Raw genomic sequence first — 20646 nt, 5'->3', positions numbered from 1 at the left:
CGTGGATCCGGCTTTGCCGGTCCACCGGGTGCGTCCCCCTGTGGGGGAAGCCGCGCAGCGGCTCAGGGGGATAATCTTCACATGCATCTCCAAAGCCCCGCCCCCTTCCCCCAGAACCGCCCGCGCCGCCTGCGCCGCGATGCCTTCACCCGCAATCTGGTGCGTGAGAACTCCGTCACGCCGCACGACCTGATCTACCCCGTGTTCGTGCACGAGGGCCAGGGCCGCAGCGAGGCCGTGACCTCCATGCCCGGCGTGGATCGCCTGAGCCTGGACCTGCTGCTGCCCGTGGCCGAGGACTGCGTGCAGCTGGGCATTCCGGTGCTGGCGCTGTTCCCGGCCATCGACCCTGCGCTCAAGACGCCCGACGGCAAGGAGGCGCTCAACCCCGACGGCCTGATCCCGCGCGTGGTGCGCGCCCTGAAGAAGGAATTTCCGGCCCTGGGCGTGATGACCGACGTGGCGCTGGACCCGTACACCAGCCACGGCCAGGACGGCGTGCTCGACGACACCGGCTACATCATCAACGACGACACGGTGGAGATCCTCACCGGCCAGGCGCTCACGCACGCCGAGGCGGGCGTGGACATCGTCGCGCCCAGCGACATGATGGACGGGCGCATCGGCGCCATCCGCGAGGCGCTGGAGGTGCAGGGCCACATCCACACCCGCATCATGGCCTACAGCGCCAAGTACGCCAGCGCCTTCTACGGCCCCTTCCGCGACGCGGTGGGCACGCGCGGCGCCTTGGGCAAGGCCGACAAGAACGTCTACCAGATGGACCCCGGCAACAGCGACGAGGCCCTGCGCGAGGTGGCCATCGACATCGCCGAGGGCGCCGACATGGTGATGGTCAAGCCCGGCATGCCCTACCTGGACATCGTGCGCCGCGTGAAGGACGAATTCAAGGTGCCCACGTTCGCCTACCAGGTGAGCGGCGAGTACGCCATGATCAAGGCCGCCGCCGCCAATGGCTGGCTGGACCACGACGCGGTGATGATGGAATCGCTGCTGGCCTTCAAGCGCGCGGGCGCCGACGGCGTGCTGACCTACTTTGCGCGCGATGCTGCGCGCTTGCTCCGAAAATAAGAGCTGCCAGCGCTTGATGGACAGGCGCCAGAAGCACTTTTTATTGCCACCCGGGGTCGCATGCGCATTTTTCACATCCACAGCGGCAGCGTGCAGGAGCTGGCCGAGCTGCCCACGCAGATGCCTGCCCAGGGCTTTGTCTGGATCGCCTGCGCGCGCCCGGCCTTCCAGGCGCGGCTGGCCGAGATCCAGGCGAGCCTGCAGGCCCTGGTGGGGCTGCAGCTGGTGGACCTGCATGTCTCCGACCTGCTGAACGCGCAGCTTCCCTCGCACTACGACTACACCTCCCAGTACGACCTGCTCGTGTTCCGCCGGCTGGCCACCGCGCAGGGCGGCGGCCCGGAGGCCGAGGCGGGGCAGCCCGGCGACGCCGCCTCCCCGCTCAGGCGGGCCGGCCCGCCGGTGCTGCGCCGCATCGACACCAGCCCCGTGGGCTTCGCGGTGTTCGACCAGCTGCTGCTGACGGTGCACCCCACGGACTGCGCCGTGCGCGATGCGTATGCCGCGCGCCTGCTGGCCGCCACGCCCGCCCCCGCGAGCGAGGGCCGCAGCAGCCCCGTGCCCGGGGCGCGCCGGCCCACCAGCCCGGCCGACCTGATGCTGCGCGTGGTCAACCTCATGGTGGACGGCTACCTGGACCTGCGCCGCGAACTCACGCGCCAGCTGGACCACTGGCAGACCGAACTGCTCAAGCCCCGCGCCCGCTACGTGAACTGGAGCTCGCTGCTCGAGGCGCGACTGGCGCTGCACAAGCTCGATGAAATCTGCGAGGACCAGCGCACCGCCGTGCAGGACTGGATCGACGCCCTCGAAACCTGGGCCCTGCCCGACACCCCCGCCGGCCTGCGCGAGCTGGACCTGCTCAAGGTGCGCAGCCGCGACGTGCTGGAGCACATCGAGCGCGTGGTGCACCACGTGCGGCGGCTGGAGCAGAGCACGGAGACCGCCGTGCAGATGCACTTTTCCGTGCAGAGCAACCGCACCAACGACATCATGCGCACCCTCACGGCGCTCACCGCCGTGTTCCTGCCGCTGAACCTCATCGCCGGCATCTTCGGCATGAATTTCGAGTTCATTCCGCTGATCCACAAGGCCAACGGCTTCTGGTGGGCGATGGGCTCGATGGCGTTCATCGCCGTGGCGCTGGTGCTGGTGTTCTGGCGCAAGCGCTATCTGGCGCGCACGAGCAGGTAAGGGAGCGCGCCTGCCCGCCGCCGTCAGACGAAGGGTTCGGCCAGCGCCTCGTTGAACAGCACCCGCTGCACGGCGGGGCGCTCCAGCATGCGCCGCAGGTACGGCCCCAGGTGGAGGCGGCTGCGGGCCGGCGCGGTGCGCTGGAAGTTGCGGGTCCAGCGGCACAGCGTGAACACGTAGGCGTCGAGCGCGCTGTAGCCCGCGCCCAGGAACCACGGGCCGCCGTGGCGGGCCAGCTCGGCGTCGAGCTGCGCCAGCAGGCCGTCGATGCGCAGCTCCGCGTGGCGCTGCAGCTCCAGCATGCCGGCCTCATGGCCCTCGTCCACCCAGCGGTGGGGATAGAAGTACACGATGAGCGTCGCCTGCAGCGTGTTGGTGAGCCACATCAGCCACTTGTAGAACTGCGCGCGCTGCGCCGTGCCCAGCGCGGGCGCCAGGGCCGCGGCGGGGTGGGTGTCGCACAGGTGCAGGGTGATGGCGGCCGTCTCGTAGAGCACCAGGTCCCCGTCGGTGAGCACGGGCACCAGCCCGTTGGGGTTGAGCCGCAGATAGGCGGGCGCCTGGTGGGCACGCTGGCCGATGTCCACGGGCACGCGCGCGTAGGGCGTGCCCAGCTCTTCAAGCAGGATGTGCGGCACCATGGCGGCGCTGCTGGGGGCGTGGTGAAGCTCGAGCATGGTGTTGTGCGGGAGGGGACCGGTGGCCTGAAAAAGAGGAGGATGCGCGGACCGCGCGGGGATCGATCAGGGCCGCGCCACGCCGAACAGGCCGGCGCCGTTGTCCCACGCGACCTTGCGCGCCACATCGGCGGGCAGGCCGCCCAGCCAGGTGCGGTAGCCCTGCATGAGGCTTTCATAGTGCTGCCAGCGCTGGTTCACCCAGGTGTCGGAGCCCACGACAAAACGCGTGGGGTACTTGAGCAGCAGCGCGCGCCACGCGGGGCACAGCTGGTCGTCGTCACACACCAGGCCCGGCCGGTACGAGAGTTCGCCCACGAGGCCGGGGTAGCGCGCGAGCAGCGCGTCCACCCGCTCGGCCGGCGCGCCGCCGATGCCCGTGTGCGCCCAGATCAGGCGCAGCTTGCGCCCTTGCGTGGGAGTGTGCGCCATAAGCTTGTCGATGGCCACGTCGTCCACATGGGCCAGCACCACCAGGTCGCGCTCCTCGGCCAGCGCCATGAGCTTCCTGGCCACCGGGCCGTCGGCATTGGCGCTGTCGTACAGGTGGAACTCGCCGATGCCCCGGTACGGCCCGGCCGCCGTGCCGCGCGCCAGCTCGGCCTGCACCATGGCGTAGATGCTCTCGTCGGCGAACCAGCCGGTGTAGTCGGCGCGGCTGCGGTACAGCCGCACGAAGGGCACCACGGCGACGCCGGCCTCGCGCGTCTCGCGCAGGCCGGCCAGCGTGAGCGAGCCGGTGTTGGGCCGGGAGTTGGCCACGATGGCCCGCACGCCGCTTTTCTGCATGCGGCCCAGCACGTCGGTCGGCGGGTGCGGGCCGTTCTTGCCGTCCCACGCCTCTTCGTTGTAGTGCAGGTGGGCGTCGAACAGCGGCCCGGGATAGTCGGCCGCATGAGGCTGGACCCCGAACGCTATCAAACCGATAGCTACCAGCGCCTTACCAGCAAGCGCCAGATGCCAAAAAGGCTTCACGCTCTGAAGCGGGGCGGCCATGGTGCCGCCCCTCAGGCGAGATGTTTGTCGAAGAACGCCAGCGTGCGGTCGCGCGCGGCCATGGCCGAAGGCTCGTCGTAGCTGCCGCGCTGGTCGCAGTTGAAGCCGTGGTCGGCGTCGTAGATGTGGACCTCGACCTCGGGATGGGCGCGGGCAAATGCCTGCACGGTGTCGAGCGGGATGTAGTGGTCGCGCTGGCCGAAGTGCGCCAGCACCGGCACCTGCGGGTGGCGCGCTGCTTCGTCGGCTGAGGTCATGCCGCCGCCGTAATAAGGCACGGCCGCCGACAGCCCGCTCAGCGTGCAGGCCGCGCGCCAGGTCAACAGGCCGCCCCAGCAAAAGCCCACGATGCCGACCTTGCGGCCGCTTTGCTGCGCGGCGTAGTCGATGGCGGCCTGGATGTCGGGCATCACGCCTGGCGCGGGCAAGGCCTCGACTGCGGCCTTCAGACCCATGCCGGCCTTCATGTCGTCGCCGGTGTAGCCCATGTCCACATCCTGCTGCACGCGGTGAAACGTCGATGGTGCGACGGCCAGGTAGCCGCGCGCGGCAAACCGGTCGGCCACCGCGCGGATGTGCGAGTTCACGCCAAAAATTTCCTGCAGCACCACAATCGCACCGCGCGGCGCCGCATCGGGCTGCGCCACCCAGGCGGGCACGGCGAGACCATCGCTTGATGTCAGATTGACGAATTGACCCATGGTATTGACTCCTTGCTGCGTTGATGGACTGATGTGTGACTCGGGGGCATGCGGCCAGCGCGGGTGCCGGGGCTCCCCCACGCGCCGGTCCCGGCGCCCGCTGAACGCGCCATTCTGGCCGCTGAGCGGACCTCTGTTCAAATGCGGGCCATTTTCAGAGGAGTCCTTGCAGTGACCCACACCCACAAAGTAGCACTGATCACCGGAGGGTCGCGCGGCATCGGCGCGGCCACCGCCCGGCTGGCGGCGCGCCAGGGGTGGGCCGTGGCCGTCAACTACGCCCGCGACGCGCGCGCCGCCGAGGCCGTGGTCGCCGCCATCGCCGCCCAGGGCGGCCGCGCCCTGGCGGTGCAGGCCGACGTGGCCGACGAGGCGCAGGTGATGGCCATGTTCCGCACGGTGGACGCGCAGCTGGGCCGCCTCTCGGCCCTGGTGAACAACGCCGGCGTGGTGGACGTGCCCGCGCGGGTGGAGGCGATGGGCGTGGCGCGCCTCAAGCGCATGTTCGACATCAACGTGATCGGCAGCTTCGTCTGCGCGCGCGAGGCCGTGCTGCGCATGGGCACGCGCCACGGCGGGGCCGGCGGCAGCATCGTCAACGTGTCCAGCGCCGCCGCGCGGCTGGGGGCGGCGGGCCAGTACGTGGACTACGCGGCCGCCAAGGGCGCGATCGACACCATGACCCTGGGGCTGGCGCGCGAGGTGGCCGCCGACGGCATCCGCGTGAACGCCGTGCGCCCCGGCCTGATCGAGACCGACATCCACGCCAGCGGCGGCCTGCCCGACCGCGTGCGCGACCTCTCGCACCAGGTGCCCATGCTGCGCGGCGGCACGGCCGAGGAGGTGGCCGAGGCCATCGTGTGGCTGATGTCGCCCGCCGCCAGCTACACCACCGCCACGCTGATGGACGTCTCGGGCGGGCGCTAGAGCGCTGCGGTGCAGCATGCGCGGGCGCCAAACCGCGCCAAAAACACCGCATACTCGCGCACAGCAGCCCGGCGGCGGCGCCTGTGCGCTGCCTTGCCGGGCCCAGCCCGATCCACCGCCCTGCCCCCTGCCTCCCGGAGCGCCCTGATGGACCTCAAACCCCTGATCACCCTGCTGGCCATCGTCAACCCGCTGGCCATCGTTCCCTTTTTCATCCACTACACGCAGGGTTTCTCGTACCCCCAGCGGCGGCGCACCATCCAGGTGGCGAGCTTCAGCGTGTTCTGCGTGATCGCCGCCTGCGCCCTGCTGGGCCTGCAGATCCTGGACTTCTTCAACATCTCGCTGCAGAGCTTCCAGGTGGGCGGGGGCATGCTGCTGCTCATCAGCGCGATGAACATGCTCAACGCCCAGCCCGCCGAGGCCAAGCCCAGCACCAACGAATACGAGGAAGGCGCCGAGAAGGCCGCCGCGGGCAGCAGCATCGCCGTGGTGCCCCTGACCATCCCGCTGCTCACCGGGCCGGCCAGCATGTCCACCGTGGTGATCTACGCCGACCGCGCGCAGACCTTCTGGCAGCATGCCGCCCTGGTGGGCTACGGCGTGGTGATCGCCCTGGCCACGGCCGTGTGCTTCGCGCTGGCCGACCCGATCGCGCGCGTGCTGGGCAAGACCGGCATCAACGTGATGACCCGGCTGATGGGCCTGATCCTGGCCGCGCTGGCCGTGGAAGTGATGGCCGACGGGCTGGGCAAGCTCTTTCCCATCCTCATCTCCCGCTGAGATGGAGCACCCCCTGAATCGCCTTCGGCGGCCTTCCCGGCCGGGACCGTGCCAGTTTCGTATGCGGCGGGTGTCTCGCAGCACGAGGGGCGACTAGGCATGTCTGCAAGGCTTCTGCTGCTGGAGGACGACCCCGCCATCGCCCGCACCGTGGCGTACGCGCTGGAACGCGACGGGCTGTCCGTGACGCACAGCCTGCTGGTGCACGACGCGCGCCAGCAGATGCTCTCGCACCGCTTTGACCTCCTGGTGCTGGACGTGGGCCTGCCCGACGGCAGCGGGCTCGACCTGCTGCGCGATGTGCGCGGCGCCCCGCAGACCGCGGCCGTTCCCGTGCTCATGCTCAGCGCCCATGGCGAGGAGATCGACCGCGTGCTGGGCCTGGAGCTGGGCGCCGACGACTACCTGGCCAAGCCCTTCAGCCCGCGCGAGCTGGCGGCCCGCGTGAAGGCCCTGCTGCGGCGCGCGGGCACCCGCCTTGCCGCGGCGCCCACCGCCACGGCCAGCCTGTTCCATGACGACGAGGCCGGGCAGCGCATCAGCCTGCACGGCCAGGCCCTGCCGCTGACGCGGCGCGAATACCGCCTCCTGTCGTGCCTGCTGCGCGGCGCGGGCCGCATCCACTCGCGCGACGCGCTGCTGGCCGCCGCCTGGGGCGACGACAGCGACAGCACCGACCGCACGGTGGACACGCACATCAAGACCCTGCGCGCCAAGCTGCGCGAAGTGGACCCGGCGCGCGAGTACATCAGCACGCACCGCGGCATGGGCTACTGCCTTGACGTCTGAAACCAAATGGGCCACTGGCGCTTGTCCATCAAGCGCTGACAGATATTGTTCTTGAAGCAGACCCCACAGATCCATGCGCCTCGGCATCCGCCTGCTCTTTGCGTTTTTCCTCATCAACGGCATCGCCGCGTTCTTCGTGCTGCGCGTGTTCATGGCCGAGATCAAGCCCAGCGTGCGCGAGGTGATGGAGGACATGATGGTGGACACGGCCAACATCCTGGCCGAGCTGGCCAGCGAGGACCTGGCGGCCGGCCGGCTGTCCGACGGCACGGGCCAGCACAGCCCGTTCGCGCAGCACGTGCGCCGCTATGCGAGCCGGCCCATCGACGCCGCGATCTGGGGTTTCTCCAAGCAGTCGCTGGACTACCGCATCTACGTGACCGACACCACGGGGCGCGTGCTGTTCGACTCCGAAAACCGCGCCATCGGCGCTGACTATTCGCGGTGGCGCGACGTGGCCCGCACGCTGCGCGGCGAGTACGGCGCGCGCTCCACGCGCGACGTGGAGGGCGACGACACCAGCGGCGTGATGCACGTGGCGGCCCCCATCTATGTGAACAATGAGATCGCCGGCGTGTTGACCGTGGCCAAGCCCACGCGCACCGTGCAGCGCTTCATCGACCGCGCCGAGCGCAAGGTGTTCATGGGCGGGCTGCTGCTGCTGGCGCTCTCGGCCGCCGTGGGCGTGGCCGTGACGCTGTGGATGGTGTGGAACGTGCGCCGCCTGCGCGACTACGCCCTGAGTGTGCAGGGGCCGGCCGACGGCGAACACCGCGACCCCGACACCCCGCCCATGGCGGCCCTGGCCGTGCCCCAGGTGCCCGGCGAGCTGGGCGACCTGGCCCGCGCCATGGACCGCATGCGCGCCCGGCTGGAAGGGCGCGACTACATCGAGGGCTACGTGCGCGCCCTCACGCACGAGCTCAAGAGCCCCGTGGCCGCCATCCGGGGCGCGGGCGAACTCCTGCAGGACGACCTGCCCGCCGCGGACCGCGCCGAATTCGCCACCCAGGTGGTGCAGCAGAGCGAGCGCCTGCAGCGCATCATCGACCGGCTGCTGGAACTGTCCAAGCTGGAGCAGCGCCACCACGCCGAGGGCCGTGCGCCCGTGGCCCTGCACGATTGCGCCCGCGCCGCCATCGGCCAGACCCGCGCGCGCGCGGCTCAGCGCGGCATCACGCTCGCGCTGGCCGGCACGGGAAGCAGCGGCCCCTGGGAAGCCGAACTGGTGACGCTGGCGCTCACCAACCTGCTGGACAACGCCATCGACTTTGCCCCGCAGGGCAGCACCGTGCAGGTGGAGCTGGAAGGCAGCTGCGTGGCCGTGCAGGACAGCGGCCCGGGCGTGCCCGACTACGCGCTGCCGCGCCTGGGCGAGCGCTTCTTCACCACGGCGCGCCCGGGGGGCGAGCGCAGCGGCTCGGGCCTGGGCCTGGCCATCGTGCGGCGCGTCATGGCGCTGCACGGGGGGCAGCTGGTGGTGCGCAACACCGCACCGGGGCTGCGCGCCACGCTGGACTTTGCCGCGGCCTAGCTCCGCTGGCGCAGGTGCACGGCCACCCCCGCCACCAGCAGGGCCAGCGCCACCGCGTCCACCCGCACGACCACGGCCAGCGGGGCGCCCAGGCCGCTGCCCCGCTGCAGCCACGCCAGGAGCAGAAAGGACACCACGCTCACCAGCCCCGCCACCAGGGCCAGCCGATGGAGTCCGGGGCGCATGGCGGCATACCCCATGAAGGCGGCCAGCAGCCCGAACAGGACGGCCCGGTGCCGCAGCAGCAGCTCCAGCCCCGCATCCGGCACCGGGGTGCCGTATAGCTGCGCCAGCCTGCCCGCCCCCAGCACCCCCACCACGGGCAGGGCGTGGACCACCGCCACCACCCCCAGAATCACCGCGACCACATGGCGCATGCCAGCCCCTTTGTTGTGAAGCGGTGGTTGTAGGCGCAAGGGGCGCGGCCGTCGATGACCTGGCAGGTCATGGCGGCGCGGCACCAGACTTCACACTGGCCTCACAAACTTCATAGCGCCCTCACACCGGCCCACAACACTGCCTCCACAACATTCACTTGTGGAGGACCTCTTGTTCAAGCACCCCCTGTTCACCAAACTGGCCGCGCTCGCTGCCGTCACCCTGCTGCTGCTCCTTGGCCTGGGCATGATCGACAACGTGGTGCGCGACCGCCAGCGCTACCGCAGCCTCACCGCGCAGAGCGTGGCCGACAGCCTGGCCGGGCCGCAGACGCTGATGGGCCCCATGATCCACAGCGCCTGCGTGGAGACCTGGGACGTGGAAACCGGCAAGGGCGACGAGCGCCGCATGGTGGAGCAGCGCCGCGAGTTCCTGCTCACAGCCATGCCCGAGCAGCTCAAGCTGAGCACGGGCGCGGCGATGGAGGAGCGCGCGCGCGGCCTGCACAAGGTGAACACCTACAACCTCAAGGCCCACGTCACGGCGCAGTGGGGGTCGCTGGCCAGCCTCGAGCCGCAAAGCACCATGAAGAACTCGCGCATGCACTGCGGCGCGCCCATCGCGATGATGGCCGTGGGCGACGCGCGCGGCATCCGCACGGCGCAGCTCACGCTGGCGGACCAGGCCCTGGCCCTCAAGCCCGGCACCTTCCACCCCACCTACAGCCGGGGCCTGCACGCCGTGCTGCCCGAATCGGTGCGCGGCAAGGCCGATGGCCTGACCGCCACGCTGGACCTGGAACTGGTGGGCACCGAGCGCCTGGCCATCGTGCCCCTGGGGGGCAGCACCGAGGTGGTGATGACCAGCAGCTGGCCGCACCCCTCGTTCGCGGGGCGCTTCCTGCCGTCGGAGCGGGAGGTCAAGAAGACCGGCTTCTCGGCGCAATGGCGGCTGTCGTCGCTGGCCACCACGGCGCAGGCCGATGTCGCCCACGGCAAGCGCATCTGCCTGGGGGGCGCGGACGACGGTGCCCGCGGCGACGACGCGCCCTCCGGCGCCACGCCGGGCGACTGCGCGGACAGCTTCAGCGTGGCCTTCGTCGACCCGGTGAACCCCTACTCCCTCTCCGACCGCGCCACCAAGTACGGCGTGCTGTTCATCGCACTCACCTTCGTGGCCGTGGGCCTGTTCGAGCTGATGAAAAAGCTGCGCGTGCACCCCGTGCAGTACCTGCTGGTGGGCAGCGCGCTGTGCAGCTTCTTTCTGCTGCTCGTGAGCCTGTCGGAGCACCTGCCGTTCGGCGCCTCCTACGCCGTGGCGGCGACCGCCTGCGTGCTGCTGCTGGCCTACTACGCCAGCCACATGCTGGGCAGCCTGGCGCGCGGCATTCCCCTGGGGGCCGGCATCGCGCTGCTGTATGGCCTGCTGTACCTGCTGCTGCAGCTGGAGCAGACGGCGCTGGTCGTCGGTGCCATCGCGCTCTTCCTGGTGCTGGCGGCCGTGATGGTGCTCACGCGCAAGGTGAACTGGTACGGGCTGTCGCAAGGCGGCGCGCCAAGCCGCCCCACCCCGCCCGCCGCCCGCCCCACCGCACCCCGCGCGGAGGCCGCATGAGAACGCACACCGCGCCGACAGCCTGGGCGCAGCACCTGGCGGACCCGGCGGCATGCACCGGCGCACCCGTGCCCACGCTGACCCCGGCGGAAGCCGAGCGCGTGCAGCGCCACCGCGACCAGCTGACGGCGGCCCTGCGGGCGCAGGACCGGGCGGCGCTGCTCAGCGCCAAGCAGCACGTGCTGGAAGCGGCCTACCACCCGTGCGGCGCCCCCGATGCGGCCTGCGACCCCACCGACTCCCCCGCCTTGCGCAGGGCGCTGCGCGACCTGTCATGGCGCATGGCGGGCCTGCTGCTGCCGCGCAGCCCGCGGCACTGTGTGCCCGGCGCCGGGTTCTTGATGAAAATAGCCGCCAACGCTTGATTGGCAAGCGCTGGCAGCTATCAAAACAGAAGCGCATTGCCCATCCCGGCCATTGCGGCTGGCCGGGCCTGGCGCACCGGCAGGCGGGAGAAAGGTCAGGCCACCGCTTCCTGCGGTGCGCAGGCGGCGGCGGGCGATGGAGCCCCCGCGTCCTCCGAGCAGGTCGCACCGCCGCATCCGTGGATCAGCTCGCCCGGCAGCGCCCCGGGGGCGTGCACCACGCCCGAGACGGGGTCGAATCCCACGCGGCGCAAGTGCAGGGCCAGCGCGGCATCCATGCTCTGCGCATGCTGCGGAAACCACAGGGCCAGTTCGCTGGCCATCACGCGCAGCACCGCGAGGTCGCCCTGCTGCGCACGCGCGGTGCCTTCACGCATCACCTGCAGCACCACCCGGTGCTGCATGCTGTGGCAGTTGCCCGATGCGAAGCGCGTGGAGGCCATCCAGGCGTCCTCCTGCGCGAAATGGTGGTCGGTGTGCTCCACCAGCGCCTGCCAGGCAGCCAGCAGGCGCGCGTCGTCCGCGCCATCGACGGCGGCCAGCAGGTCGACGAACTCACGGTGGGTGTCGTCCATCAGGGCCAGGTCCAGGGCCAGGGCGTCGGACCATTCGAGTTGAGCCATGCAAATACCCTTGTGCACCAAGTCAAAGACAGGGGAGCGAGGTTAGTTTTTCGCGGCGGCCCGCATATTGATGCAGGTCAGGGTTCCGCCCCAGGGCCGCGGCCATCCCCATGAAAAAAGCCCCGCACGGGGCGGGGCTCCTGGGTGGGCGCGGGCCGGGGCCCTGCGCGCTCAGCTCTTGCCGTACATGCGCTTCATGTCATCCACGCACTTGGACTTCAGGTCGCCGGACATCGCGTCGCAGCGCTCCTTGGCGGCCTTGTAGGCGGCATCGTTCTTTTCGGCGTTGGCATCCTTGCGGGCCTCGGCCACCGCCGCGTTCTTCTCGGCGGCGTTGTCCGCGGGCTTGGCCTGGGTCTCGGCCACCTTGGCATCTTCCTTGGCCTTCACGCGGGCTGCCTTCGCATCCTTCTCGCACACGTCCTTGTCATTGCCCTTGAGGTCGTCGCACTTTTCCTTGGCGACGCCGTAGGCCGCATCCGCCCGCGCGTCGGCGACCTTGCGCGTGGCCTTGGGGCTGGGCTTGTGCTGCGCGTCGAGCTCGGCCTTGGCCACGTCCTCGGCGCCCTTGGCCTCCTTCACACAGATGTCCTTGGCGTTGCCTTGCAGGCCATCGCACTTTTGCTTGCTGGCCTTGTAGTCGGCGGAAATGCGTTCCTTGCCAGCCTTGTATTCGGCGTCCGTCAGCGCGAAGGCGGAAGTGGCCAGCAGGCCGGCTGCGACAGAAGCCATCAGGGTGCGGGTGAATTTCATGGGTTTCTCCTCGATCGGTAATGGATAGAAATAGGAAGGGAGGGGCCGGGAAACGAAGGGGCCTTGGCCTCAGTCGTTGAAGCGGAAATCGGGGTGGCGGGCCTGCCAGTCGCTGAGCTGCTTCTCGGCCACGTCGCGGGCGATGCCCTGGCGTTCCTGCAGCTTGCCCAGGAACTGTTCGCGCTTGCCATCGATGACGTCGAAATCGTCATTCGTGAGCTTGCCCCACTGCTCGATCATTTTTCCCTTGAACTGCTTCCAGTTGCCCTTGACGGTGTCTTCATTCATGGCGTGCATCCTCGAAAAGATTTCGCGTCAGCCATCCACCCGGAATGCGTGGAACAGGTGCGTGATGCGATGGGATTGACTCTAGAAATGATTCGCCGCGGGGACCGTAGGCCATGCCACGCAGCACGCGTCAGCACAGGACTACGGCGGCTGAAGGACAGGGCGCGGCGGCGAGGGCGGCGCCCCTCGCCAGCGGCCAACAAAGTGTTGCAATTTGCCATCACTGCTCCACTGTTACGCGCGGCCCCTTCCCAGCAAGCTGTTTCGTTTGGTAACGCTTGTGTTTCCACGCCGCAACGGCATGTGGTGAAGTCCTGAAATGCGCTGGTTTTGAACGCGCACCTTCACCCCCCACGATCCATGCACACCACCTCCGAGGCGCCTCCCGCAACGCAGACTGCGGGCGAGGCACAAGACAGCCCGCGACACCCCGCGCCGGCCGCCGTTTCTTCCCAAGACACGAAGAACCCCCTTCCCCTGCTGGCCGGGCTGGCCGCATCCGCGGCGCTGGCGGCCTGCGGCGGTGGCGGAGGTGGCGGGGAAGAGGGCACGACAGCCAGCCCGGGCGCCGGTTCCGCGCTGCCCGGCGCAACCCACACGGCGCCGCTGACGGACGCGGAGGCCGCGCGCTTCCTGCTGCAGGCCCAGTTCTCCGCCTCCACCGCGGACATCGCCGCCCTGCGCTCCACCACCTACGCCAGCTGGCTGGAGAGCCAGTTCAGCGCCCCCCCGTCGCTGAGCGGCTGGGACTGGCTGAACCAGCGCGGCTACGCCGACGTCAACAAGGACACGGCCTACTACGACAACACCTACCCGGGCGACTACATGATCTGGCACCAGCTCCTGCAGTCCAGCGACGGGGTGCGCAAGCGGGTGGCGCTCGCGCTGTCGGAGATCTGCGTGGTGTCGCTCTCGGGCCTGGACCTGAGCTGGCGCAGCCATGCCCTCGCGTGGTACTGGGACCAGCTGGTGGCCAACGCGTTCGGCAACTACCGCAACCTGCTGCAGGACGTGACGCTCAACGCGGCCATGGGCTACTACCTCAATACGCGCGGCAACCAGAAGGAAAACGCCGCCACCGGCCGACAGCCCGACGAGAACTACGCGCGCGAGGTGATGCAGCTCATGTCGATCGGCCTGGTGCTGCTCAACCCCGATGGCACGCCCCAGCGCGACAGCGCGGGCAAGCCCATCGACAGCTACACGCAAAGCGACGTGACCAACCTGGCGCGCGTGTTCACCGGCTACGACTACGACCAGTCGCAGAACACGCCGACCACCGTGCCGGGAACCACGCGCGTCGTGCCCGGCACCACCTTCGCGCGCCTGCCGATGGCGCTCACCGAGTCGCGCCATTCCACGCTGGCGGCCTCCTTCCTGGGCACCACCATCCCGGCCAACACGCCGGGCGCGGCGGCCCTCAAGACGGCGCTGGACACCCTGTTCAACCACCCCAACGTGGGCCCGTTCATCGGCAAGCAGCTCATCCAGCGGCTGGTCACCAGCAACCCCTCGCCCGCCTACGTGGCGCGCGTGACCGCCGCCTTCAACAACAACGGTGCCGGCGTGCGCGGCGACATGCGCGCGGTGGTCCGCGCCATCCTGCTCGACGACGAGGCGCGCGCGCCCGCCGGCCTCGCCCAGCCCGGGTTTGGCAAGCTGCGCGAGCCCATGCTGCGCTTTGTCCAGTGGGGCCGCACCTTCGGGCTGGAGTCGGCCCAGGGCAGCTGGAAGATCGGCAACTTCAGCGACCCGGGCTCGCGGCTGGGGCAAAGCCCGCTGCGCTCGCCCTCGGTGTTCAACTTCTTTCGGCCTGGCTACATCCCGCCGTCCACCGCGCTGGCGGCCAATGGCGCGGTGGCGCCCGAGTTCCAGCTGGTCAACGAAAGCAGCGTGGGCGGCTACCTCAACTTCATGCAGGGCGTGATCCGCAACGGCATCTTCGTGAACGCGCCGGAGCTGCCCCACAACGCCAGCACCGCCAACAACGGCTTCGACCTGAAGGCCAGCTACGCGCAGGAACTGGCGCTGGTCGCCGACGCGGACGCGCTCGTCGCGCGCATCAACCTGCTCATGTGCGCGGGCCAGCTCTCGGCCGGCACCGTCAAGCTCATCACCGATGCGCTCAAGGCCACCAACGTCACCGCGGCCAGCGCGGACAACGTCCGGCGCGACCGCGTGGCGGCCGCCGTCTTCCTGGTCATGGCCTCGGCCGAGTACCTCATCCAGAAATAAGCAACAAGCCCGGACCGCACCCGAGAAGCCACGCCATGCACCTGCTTCAACCCGAACTCCACACCCGCCGCGCGTTCCTGCGCCGCTCCACCCAGCTGGGCCTGGCGGGCACGGCCCTGCCCTTCGCGATGAACCTCGCCGCGATGGGCGAGGCAGCCGCCTTCGCGGCCAACGACTACAAGGCCCTGGTCTGCGTGTTCCTCTATGGCGGCAACGACTACGCCAACACCGTGGTCACCTACGACGACGCCAGCCACGGCCGCTACAGCGCCATCCGCGGCAGCATCGCGCTGCCCAAGGCCTCGCTCACGCCCACGCTGCTCAACCCCTCCACGCCGCTGCCCGACGGGCGCCAATACGCGCTGCACCCCGCCATGACCGGGCTGGCGGGCCTGTTCAACAGCGGCAAGGCCGCCGTGCAGCTGAACGTCGGCCCGCTGGTCGTGCCCCTGACGCGCGCGCAGTACAACAGCCCCGACCGCAAGGCCTACCCCGTCCCGCCCAAGCTGTTCTCGCACAACGACCAGCAGTCGGTGTGGCAGTCGTCCTCGCCCGAGGGCTCCACCGTGGGCTGGGGCGGCAACATCGGCGACCTGGCACTCTCGTCCAACGGCAACTCGCTGTTCACCTGCATCGCCGTCACCGGCAACGCGGTGTTCCTCTCGGGCGACTCGGCCCTGCAATACCAGGTCAGCACGAACGGCGCCGTGGCCATCAACGGCGTGAAGAACAATGTCTACGGGTCCAGCGCGGTGCGCGGCGCGCTGTCGGCGCTCATCCAGCAGCCCAGCGCGCACACGCTGGAGAACGAGTACACCCGCGTGACCACCCGCGCGGTCACGTCCGAAAGCCAGATCACCGGCGCGCTGGCCGGCACCACGCTGGGCACGCCGTTCCCCGCCAACAATTCGCTGGCCGACCAGCTCAAGATGGTGGCCCGCCTCATCGGCTCGCGCAACGCGCTGGGCAGCAAGCGCCAGGTGTTCATGGTGTCGCTGGGCGGGTTCGACCTGCACGACAACCTGATCTCGCAGCAGCCCTTGCTGATGCAGCGCGTGAGCGACGCCCTGACGGCCTTCCACAGCGCCACGGTGGAACTGGGCGTGGCCGACAAGGTGACCGCGTTCACCGCGTCGGACTTCGGCCGCACGCTGAGCTCCAACGGCGACGGCTCGGACCACGGCTGGGGCAGCCACCACCTGGTGGTGGGCGGCGCCGTCAAGGGCAAGGCGTTCTACGGCAGCGCACCGCCCGTGAGCATCACCAACACCGCGGCCCCCGAGGACCAGTGGCACGTGGGCCAGGGCCGCCTGCTGCCCACCACCTCGGTGGACCAGTACGCGGCCACCCTGGCCAGGTGGTTTGGCGTGGCCGACAGCGAAATGGCCGGCGTGCTGCCCAACATCACGCACTTCGGCGCCGCCGCCGGCCGGCCCGACTATCCGGTGGACATGGGGTTCATGGGCCCTCCCTGAAGCGGCGCGGGCGGTGCCCCAATAATGGGGGCATGACCCCAGCCTCCACCCCTTCGTCCCGCCCCCGCATCGTCATCATCGGCTGCGGCTTCGGCGGCCTGGAAGCCGCCCGGGCGCTGCGCGGCGCGGCCGTGGACATCACCCTGGTCGACAAGACCAACCACCACCTCTTCCAGCCGCTGCTGTACCAGGTGGCCACCGCCGGTCTGTCGGCCCCCGCCATCGCGGCCCCCATCCGCCACCTGTTCCGCCAGCAGCCCAACGCCACCACCTTGCTCGGGGAGGTCACGCGCATCGACGTGGCGGCGCGCGCCGTGTATCTGAAGGACGGCCCCCATCCCTCCGCCCCCCTGCCGTACGACCACCTCGTCGTCGCGGCCGGCGCCACGCACAGCTACTTCGGCCAGGATGCATGGGCCACGCACGCGCCCGGGCTCAAGACGCTGGACGATGCCTTCGAGATCCGCCGCCGCATCCTGCTGGCCTTCGAGGCCGCCGAGAAGGAGCCCGACCCCGTCCGCCGCGCCGACTGGCTCAACTTCGTGGTCGTGGGCGCCGGGCCCACCGGCGTGGAGATGGCGGGCACCCTGGCCGAGATCGCGCGCCACACACTGCCCGGCGAATTCCGCCACATCGACCCGGCCAGCGCCAGGATCATCCTGCTCGAAGGCGGCACGCGGGTGCTGCAGGCCATGCCGGAAGCACTGAGCCAGCGCGCCAGGGAGCAGCTGGAAAAACTGGGCGTGGAAGTGCGCCTGCAAGCCCGCGTCACCACCATCGACGATGACGGCCTGAGGGTCGAATCGCCCCCTGACGCTGATTCATCAAGCGCAGGCAGCTATCAAATCAAGAGCAAATGCATCATCTGGGCGGCCGGGGTGGCGGCCTCCCCGCTGGGCCGCCATCTGGCCGAGGCCACCGGCTGCACGATCGACCGCGCGGGCCGCGTGGTCGTGGCGCCCGACCTCACGCTGCCCGGCCACCCGGAGATCAGCGTGATCGGCGACCTGGCCGCCGCCCAGAGCCACGCGCCCGGCCAGCCTCCCCGGCCGGTGCCCGGCGTCTCGCCCGGCGCCAAGCAGATGGGCCGCGCGGCGGCCGCCAACATCCTGCGCCGCCTGCGCGGCCAGGCCACGCAAGCGTTTCGCTACCGCGACTACGGCAACCTCGCCACCATCGGCCGCAACTCCGCCGTGGTGGACCTCACCTCGCCCGCGGGGCCGGTGCGGTTCTCGGGCTACTTTGCCTGGCTGTTCTGGCTGTTTGCGCACGTGTATTTCCTGATCGGCTTCCGCAACCGGCTGGTGGTGCTGCTCGACTGGGCCTGGGCGTACTGGAGCTTTGCACGGTATGCGCGTGTGGTGACGGGGATCGAGCCGGGCACGGCCCCGCCGCCCCCGCGGTCCTGACGCGGGCCAGGCACCACACCGCGCGGCGAACGCCGCTGCGGCGGGCGGATGGCCCGGGGGGCCCGGGAGCGCGCGCGCCGCGAGAGGGCGCACGGGCGGGGACCGGTGGTGCCCCCGGCAGCTCAGTTCGTGCGCCGCGTCACCTGTTCCAGCCAGTCCGCCAGCTCCTGGGCGACCTGTGTGGAGGCCTCCGCCAGGGCCTTCACGCCGCCGGCCGCGTCGGCGCTGGGCGCCGGGGTGCGCACGATGAACACACGCTGGCCGCGCAGCGACTCGCCCGCCAGCGTCAGGTCCACCACCGTGGCACGCAGGCGCACCACGCCAGCGCTTTCGGTGGGGCTGGCGAAGAGGTGGCTGAATTCCTCCAGCTCCACGCGCAGCACCGGGGGCAGCCGGCCGCCCTGGCTGGCGTCGCGCGCCTGGGCCGCACCGTCGTCGGCCTTGAGGATGGCGCGCCGCTGGCCCAGCTGCTCGCGCAGCCGCTGCTGCAGCAGCTGGGCGGGGGGCTGGCTCCAGCGGGCCTGGCTGTAGGGGCGCAGCTGCTGGGCATCGGCATAGCCCAGGCGGTAGAGCACGGCATTGCTGCCCTCGGGCAGGCCGGGCGCCTCCACGTCGGCCAGGGCCAGGGGCTGCAGCGGTGCCCGGCGGTCGGCCGGCGCCGGGGCCACCGGGCCGGGGCCAAAGTCGTACAGCACGGGGCGCGAGGGCGGGCTGGGCAGGGCCGAGCAGCCGGCCAGGCCGATCACCACCACCAGAACCATGCCGCCCAGCAGGCCGCCAGCGCTTTTCGGGAAGGCGCCGGCAGCTATGTTTTTAATAGTACTTTTCATGAACACTCCTCACGGTGCCGCAAAGCCGGGCTCGCCGGGGCCGGGCGGTATGCGGCCGGACCCATAGATGAACAGCTGCGGGTTGTCGGTGACGCCGCCCGCCGTGCGGCCGAGCTGGCGGGCCGCGCGCGACGTGTCGTCGGCGGCGCGGTTCAGGCGCGGCAGCGTGGAGGCGCCGAACTGGTCGGCCGCGCGGGCGAGGGACTGCGTGCCGATGGTGATCTGGTCGATGGGGCCGCCCTCCGCGCCCAGGCGCTGGGTGGTCTTGCTGACGTCGGCGGCCAGGGACGTCACGCTGGCGCCGGCCTGCTGCAGCGACTGCAGCGTCTTGCGCGCGTCGCTGGCCAGCGGCGGCAGCGCGGCCAGGGCCGGGTCCAGCCGCTGCGCGACGGTGGCATCGAGCCGCTGGGTCAGGGTGTTGACGCTGCCCGCGGCCTGGCCGATGTTGGCGAGGGCTTCGGTGAGCTTTTGCTGGTTGGTGTCGCCCAGCAGCTGGTTGATGCGGCGCGTGGCCTCCTCCACCTGCGCCAGGATGGCCGGCGCCTGCTCGGCGAGCTTGCCAAACGGCGAGGGCTTGAGCGGCAGGCGGGGCAGCCCGCTGGGGCCGGGCGGCAGTTCGGGATAGGGCTTGTCGGCGTCGTCCAGCTGCACATGGGCCAGGCCCGTGACGCCCTGGTAGCCCAGCACGGCGAAGGTGGTGGGGCTGATGGGCGCCTGTTCGTTGACGGCGATGCGGATCAGCACGTTGCCGGTGACCTGGGGGTCGAATCCGATGCGCGTGACCTTGCCCACGGCCACGCCCTTGTAGCGGACGGTGGCCTGGGGCTGCAGGCCGCTCACGCCGTCCTTGGTGGACAGCTCGTACTGCTCGTAGTTGGCGTTGTCGCGCGTGAGCCAGATGGCCAGGCCCGCCAGCATGGCGGCCACCACCAGCACGAAGATGCCTGCGGCGAGGGCGTGTGATTTGTTTTCCATCAGGGATGTTCCTTGTCTGGCGGGGAGGCGGCCGGCCGCGCCGCCGCCGGTACCGGGGCCATGGCGCGCTGGCCGCGTTCGCCCATGAAGAAGTGCTCGATGAAGGGGTGCCTGAAATGCGCGACCTCGTGCGGCGGGCCGGTGACGATGACCTTCTTGTCGGCCAGCACGGCCACGCGGGTGCTGAGCGCGAACAGCGTGTCCAGATCGTGCGTGACCATGACCACCGTGAGCCCGAGCGCGGCGCGCAGCTCGCGCAGCAGCGCGCAGAAATCGTCGGAGCTGCTCGGGTCCAGCCCGGCGGTGGGTTCGTCGAGCAGCAGCAGCGGCGGGTCCATGATGAGCGCGCGCGCCAGCGCCACGCGCTTGACCATGCCGCCCGACAGGTCGGCCGGCATGCGGCTGGCGTGCTCGGGCTTGAGGCCCACCATCTGCAGCTTGACCAGCGCGGCATCGCGCACCAGGTCGTCGGGCAGGGTGCCCTGCTCGCGCAGCGCGAAGGCCACGTTGTCGAGCACGTTGAAGGCCGAGAACAGCGCGCCGTGCTGGAACAGCATGCCCACGCGGCTGGCCGCGCCCTCGCGCCCCATCTCGGACGCCGGCCGCCCCAGCACCGTGACCGTGCCGCGCGCCGGCCTGGCCAGCCCCAGGATCTGGCGCAGCAGTACCGTCTTGCCCGTGCCCGAGCCCCCCACCAGCGACAGCATCTCGCCGCGCTGCACGGTGAAGTTCAGGTCCTGGTGCACGGTGAAGGCTTCGTCGCCCTTGCCGAACACCGTCCACAGGCCCTGCACGTCCACGATGGGCGGCTCGCCCGGCGCGACTGCGATGTGCTCGGGCTTGGCGATGCGCTCAGCCATGGCCACGCTCCGGTAGAAACTGGCGCGGCGCAATACCCGTGCCACCGTGGAACTGGCTTTGCCAGGCCACGGGTGGCGTCCCCCCTTGGGGGGAAGACGCGAAGCGGCTCAGGGGGGGCTTCACATGCGGGTGCTGGTGGCGTCCCCCTTC

The 20646-nt window shown here is 70.5% G+C and carries 21 protein-coding genes; 11 read left to right on the top strand and 10 right to left on the bottom strand.

Translation table 11 applies throughout. The annotated features are described in order from the left end of the window. Positions 1-81: 81 nt before the first annotated feature. Entirely contained in the window at positions 82-1089 is a 1008-nt protein-coding gene (gene hemB, locus ACAM51_RS15680) for a porphobilinogen synthase (protein ID WP_369641146.1), read from the top strand. Between the two features lie 60 nt (positions 1090-1149). Beyond that, positions 1150-2283, top strand: coding sequence for a magnesium transporter CorA family protein (locus tag ACAM51_RS15675; RefSeq protein ID WP_369641145.1), 1134 nt, complete (start codon positions 1150-1152; stop codon positions 2281-2283). A 23-nt stretch (positions 2284-2306) separates the two neighbouring features. Here ACAM51_RS15675 and ACAM51_RS15670 read toward each other — a convergent pair whose 3' ends face one another. The 3 genes from ACAM51_RS15670 to ACAM51_RS15660 all read right to left on the bottom strand — a co-directional run bounded on the left by ACAM51_RS15670 (position 2307) and on the right by ACAM51_RS15660 (position 4657). Then, positions 2307-2960: a glutathione S-transferase family protein gene (locus ACAM51_RS15670; protein WP_369641144.1), complete on the bottom strand. Its 654-nt coding sequence runs from the start codon at positions 2958-2960 to the stop codon at positions 2307-2309. Positions 2961-3026: 66 nt separating this feature from the next. Further along, positions 3027-3887: an amidohydrolase family protein gene (locus tag ACAM51_RS15665; protein ID WP_369643830.1), complete on the bottom strand. Its 861-nt coding sequence runs from the start codon at positions 3885-3887 to the stop codon at positions 3027-3029. A gap of 80 nt (positions 3888-3967) precedes the next feature. Beyond that, a complete protein-coding gene (locus tag ACAM51_RS15660; RefSeq protein ID WP_218296698.1) occupies positions 3968-4657 on the bottom strand; it encodes a dienelactone hydrolase family protein in 690 nt (229 codons plus the stop codon). A 171-nt stretch (positions 4658-4828) separates the two neighbouring features. Between ACAM51_RS15660 and ACAM51_RS15655 the strand changes: the two genes are divergently transcribed. From ACAM51_RS15655 to creC, 4 genes are all read left to right on the top strand, one after another. Then, entirely contained in the window at positions 4829-5584 is a 756-nt protein-coding gene (locus ACAM51_RS15655; RefSeq protein ID WP_218296697.1) for an SDR family oxidoreductase, read from the top strand. A 147-nt stretch (positions 5585-5731) separates the two neighbouring features. Beyond that, entirely contained in the window at positions 5732-6367 is a 636-nt protein-coding gene (locus ACAM51_RS15650) for a MarC family protein (RefSeq protein ID WP_218296696.1), read from the top strand. Positions 6368-6466: 99 nt separating this feature from the next. Beyond that, positions 6467-7156 carry a two-component system response regulator CreB gene (gene creB / locus ACAM51_RS15645; protein WP_218296695.1) on the top strand — a complete coding sequence of 230 codons (690 nt, stop codon included), beginning with the start codon at positions 6467-6469 and terminating at the stop codon, positions 7154-7156. Between the two features lie 73 nt (positions 7157-7229). Continuing rightward, a complete protein-coding gene (gene creC, locus ACAM51_RS15640) occupies positions 7230-8690 on the top strand; it encodes a two-component system sensor histidine kinase CreC (protein WP_369641143.1) in 1461 nt (486 codons plus the stop codon). Here creC and ACAM51_RS15635 read toward each other — a convergent pair. Beyond that, positions 8687-9067 (bottom strand): phosphopantetheine adenylyltransferase, encoded by a 381-nt coding sequence (locus ACAM51_RS15635; RefSeq protein ID WP_218296693.1) that lies wholly within the window; start codon positions 9065-9067, stop codon positions 8687-8689. The genes creC and ACAM51_RS15635 overlap by 4 nt on opposite strands. A 172-nt stretch (positions 9068-9239) precedes the next feature. On the opposite strand from ACAM51_RS15635, the gene creD reads away from it, so the two are divergent. Both creD and ACAM51_RS15625 read left to right on the top strand, forming a co-directional pair. Continuing rightward, positions 9240-10682 carry a cell envelope integrity protein CreD gene (gene creD, locus ACAM51_RS15630; RefSeq protein WP_218296692.1) on the top strand — a complete coding sequence of 481 codons (1443 nt, stop codon included), beginning with the start codon at positions 9240-9242 and terminating at the stop codon, positions 10680-10682. After that, positions 10679-11047 carry a hypothetical protein gene (locus ACAM51_RS15625; RefSeq protein ID WP_369641142.1) on the top strand — a complete coding sequence of 123 codons (369 nt, stop codon included), beginning with the start codon at positions 10679-10681 and terminating at the stop codon, positions 11045-11047. Before creD ends, ACAM51_RS15625 begins: the two co-directional genes overlap by 4 nt. Positions 11048-11142: 95 nt before the next feature. On the opposite strand, the gene ACAM51_RS15620 is transcribed toward ACAM51_RS15625, so the two are convergent. From ACAM51_RS15620 to ACAM51_RS15610, 3 genes are all read right to left on the bottom strand, one after another. Continuing rightward, on the bottom strand, positions 11143-11670 hold the full coding sequence (locus ACAM51_RS15620; RefSeq protein WP_218296691.1) for a hemerythrin domain-containing protein: 528 nt from the start codon (positions 11668-11670) through the stop codon (positions 11143-11145). A 171-nt stretch (positions 11671-11841) separates the two neighbouring features. After that, a complete protein-coding gene (locus tag ACAM51_RS15615; protein WP_218296690.1) occupies positions 11842-12423 on the bottom strand; it encodes a hypothetical protein in 582 nt (193 codons plus the stop codon). Positions 12424-12492: 69 nt separating this feature from the next. Continuing rightward, positions 12493-12711 (bottom strand): CsbD family protein, encoded by a 219-nt coding sequence (locus ACAM51_RS15610; protein ID WP_142149166.1) that lies wholly within the window; start codon positions 12709-12711, stop codon positions 12493-12495. Between the two features lie 360 nt (positions 12712-13071). On the opposite strand from ACAM51_RS15610, the gene ACAM51_RS15605 reads away from it, so the two are divergent. From ACAM51_RS15605 to ACAM51_RS15595, 3 genes are read left to right on the top strand one after another with little or no spacing between them, the layout of a single operon-like run. Next, the gene (locus tag ACAM51_RS15605) at positions 13072-14946 is read left to right on the top strand and encodes a DUF1800 family protein (protein ID WP_218339108.1); all 1875 of its coding nucleotides are present in this window, start codon (positions 13072-13074) and stop codon (positions 14944-14946) included. A 35-nt stretch (positions 14947-14981) separates the two neighbouring features. Beyond that, a complete protein-coding gene (locus ACAM51_RS15600; RefSeq protein ID WP_369641141.1) occupies positions 14982-16421 on the top strand; it encodes a DUF1501 domain-containing protein in 1440 nt (479 codons plus the stop codon). Positions 16422-16453: 32 nt separating this feature from the next. Beyond that, positions 16454-17830, top strand: a complete 1377-nt coding sequence (locus tag ACAM51_RS15595; RefSeq protein WP_369641140.1) for an NAD(P)/FAD-dependent oxidoreductase — start codon at positions 16454-16456, stop codon at positions 17828-17830. A 122-nt stretch (positions 17831-17952) separates the two neighbouring features. On the opposite strand, the gene ACAM51_RS15590 is transcribed toward ACAM51_RS15595, so the two are convergent. The 3 genes from ACAM51_RS15590 to ACAM51_RS15580 form a co-directional block, all read right to left on the bottom strand. After that, complete coding sequence (locus tag ACAM51_RS15590) at positions 17953-18591, bottom strand: ABC-type transport auxiliary lipoprotein family protein (RefSeq protein WP_369643829.1); 639 nt, start codon at positions 18589-18591, stop codon at positions 17953-17955. Positions 18592-18669: 78 nt separating this feature from the next. Continuing rightward, positions 18670-19635, bottom strand: a complete 966-nt coding sequence (locus ACAM51_RS15585; protein ID WP_218296684.1) for an MlaD family protein — start codon at positions 19633-19635, stop codon at positions 18670-18672. Further along, positions 19635-20495 carry an ABC transporter ATP-binding protein gene (locus ACAM51_RS15580; protein WP_369641139.1) on the bottom strand — a complete coding sequence of 287 codons (861 nt, stop codon included), beginning with the start codon at positions 20493-20495 and terminating at the stop codon, positions 19635-19637. The genes ACAM51_RS15585 and ACAM51_RS15580 overlap by 1 nt, the downstream gene beginning before the upstream one ends. Positions 20496-20646: the final 151 nt, after the last annotated feature.

The organism is Acidovorax sp. A79, from assembly GCF_041154505.1.
GTDB lineage: Bacteria > Pseudomonadota > Gammaproteobacteria > Burkholderiales > Burkholderiaceae_C > Acidovorax.
Note: the sequence above shows the minus strand (reverse complement) of the source record. Positions and strands in the feature narration are given on the sequence as shown.

What these genes read in the sequence shown, in the direction of transcription:
- ACAM51_RS15620 (WP_218296691.1), bottom strand. Translation starts at nt 11,670, where the DNA reads ATGGCTCAACTCGAATGGTCCGACGCCCTGGCCCTGGACCTGGCCCTG.
- ACAM51_RS15675 (WP_369641145.1), top strand. Translation starts at nt 1,150, where the DNA reads ATGCGCATTTTTCACATCCACAGCGGCAGCGTGCAGGAGCTGGCCGAG.
- ACAM51_RS15600 (WP_369641141.1), top strand. Translation starts at nt 14,982, where the DNA reads ATGCACCTGCTTCAACCCGAACTCCACACCCGCCGCGCGTTCCTGCGC.
- ACAM51_RS15580 (WP_369641139.1), bottom strand. Translation starts at nt 20,495, where the DNA reads ATGGCTGAGCGCATCGCCAAGCCCGAGCACATCGCAGTCGCGCCGGGC.
- ACAM51_RS15660 (WP_218296698.1), bottom strand. Translation starts at nt 4,657, where the DNA reads ATGGGTCAATTCGTCAATCTGACATCAAGCGATGGTCTCGCCGTGCCC.
- ACAM51_RS15595 (WP_369641140.1), top strand. Translation starts at nt 16,454, where the DNA reads ATGACCCCAGCCTCCACCCCTTCGTCCCGCCCCCGCATCGTCATCATC.
- ACAM51_RS15590 (WP_369643829.1), bottom strand. Translation starts at nt 18,591, where the DNA reads ATGGTTCTGGTGGTGGTGATCGGCCTGGCCGGCTGCTCGGCCCTGCCC.
- creB (WP_218296695.1), top strand. Translation starts at nt 6,467, where the DNA reads ATGTCTGCAAGGCTTCTGCTGCTGGAGGACGACCCCGCCATCGCCCGC.
- hemB (WP_369641146.1), top strand. Translation starts at nt 82, where the DNA reads ATGCATCTCCAAAGCCCCGCCCCCTTCCCCCAGAACCGCCCGCGCCGC.
- ACAM51_RS15610 (WP_142149166.1), bottom strand. Translation starts at nt 12,711, where the DNA reads ATGAATGAAGACACCGTCAAGGGCAACTGGAAGCAGTTCAAGGGAAAA.
- ACAM51_RS15585 (WP_218296684.1), bottom strand. Translation starts at nt 19,635, where the DNA reads ATGGAAAACAAATCACACGCCCTCGCCGCAGGCATCTTCGTGCTGGTG.
- ACAM51_RS15650 (WP_218296696.1), top strand. Translation starts at nt 5,732, where the DNA reads ATGGACCTCAAACCCCTGATCACCCTGCTGGCCATCGTCAACCCGCTG.
- creC (WP_369641143.1), top strand. Translation starts at nt 7,230, where the DNA reads ATGCGCCTCGGCATCCGCCTGCTCTTTGCGTTTTTCCTCATCAACGGC.
- ACAM51_RS15625 (WP_369641142.1), top strand. Translation starts at nt 10,679, where the DNA reads ATGAGAACGCACACCGCGCCGACAGCCTGGGCGCAGCACCTGGCGGAC.
- ACAM51_RS15635 (WP_218296693.1), bottom strand. Translation starts at nt 9,067, where the DNA reads ATGCGCCATGTGGTCGCGGTGATTCTGGGGGTGGTGGCGGTGGTCCAC.
- ACAM51_RS15615 (WP_218296690.1), bottom strand. Translation starts at nt 12,423, where the DNA reads ATGAAATTCACCCGCACCCTGATGGCTTCTGTCGCAGCCGGCCTGCTG.
- ACAM51_RS15605 (WP_218339108.1), top strand. Translation starts at nt 13,072, where the DNA reads ATGCACACCACCTCCGAGGCGCCTCCCGCAACGCAGACTGCGGGCGAG.
- ACAM51_RS15670 (WP_369641144.1), bottom strand. Translation starts at nt 2,960, where the DNA reads ATGCTCGAGCTTCACCACGCCCCCAGCAGCGCCGCCATGGTGCCGCAC.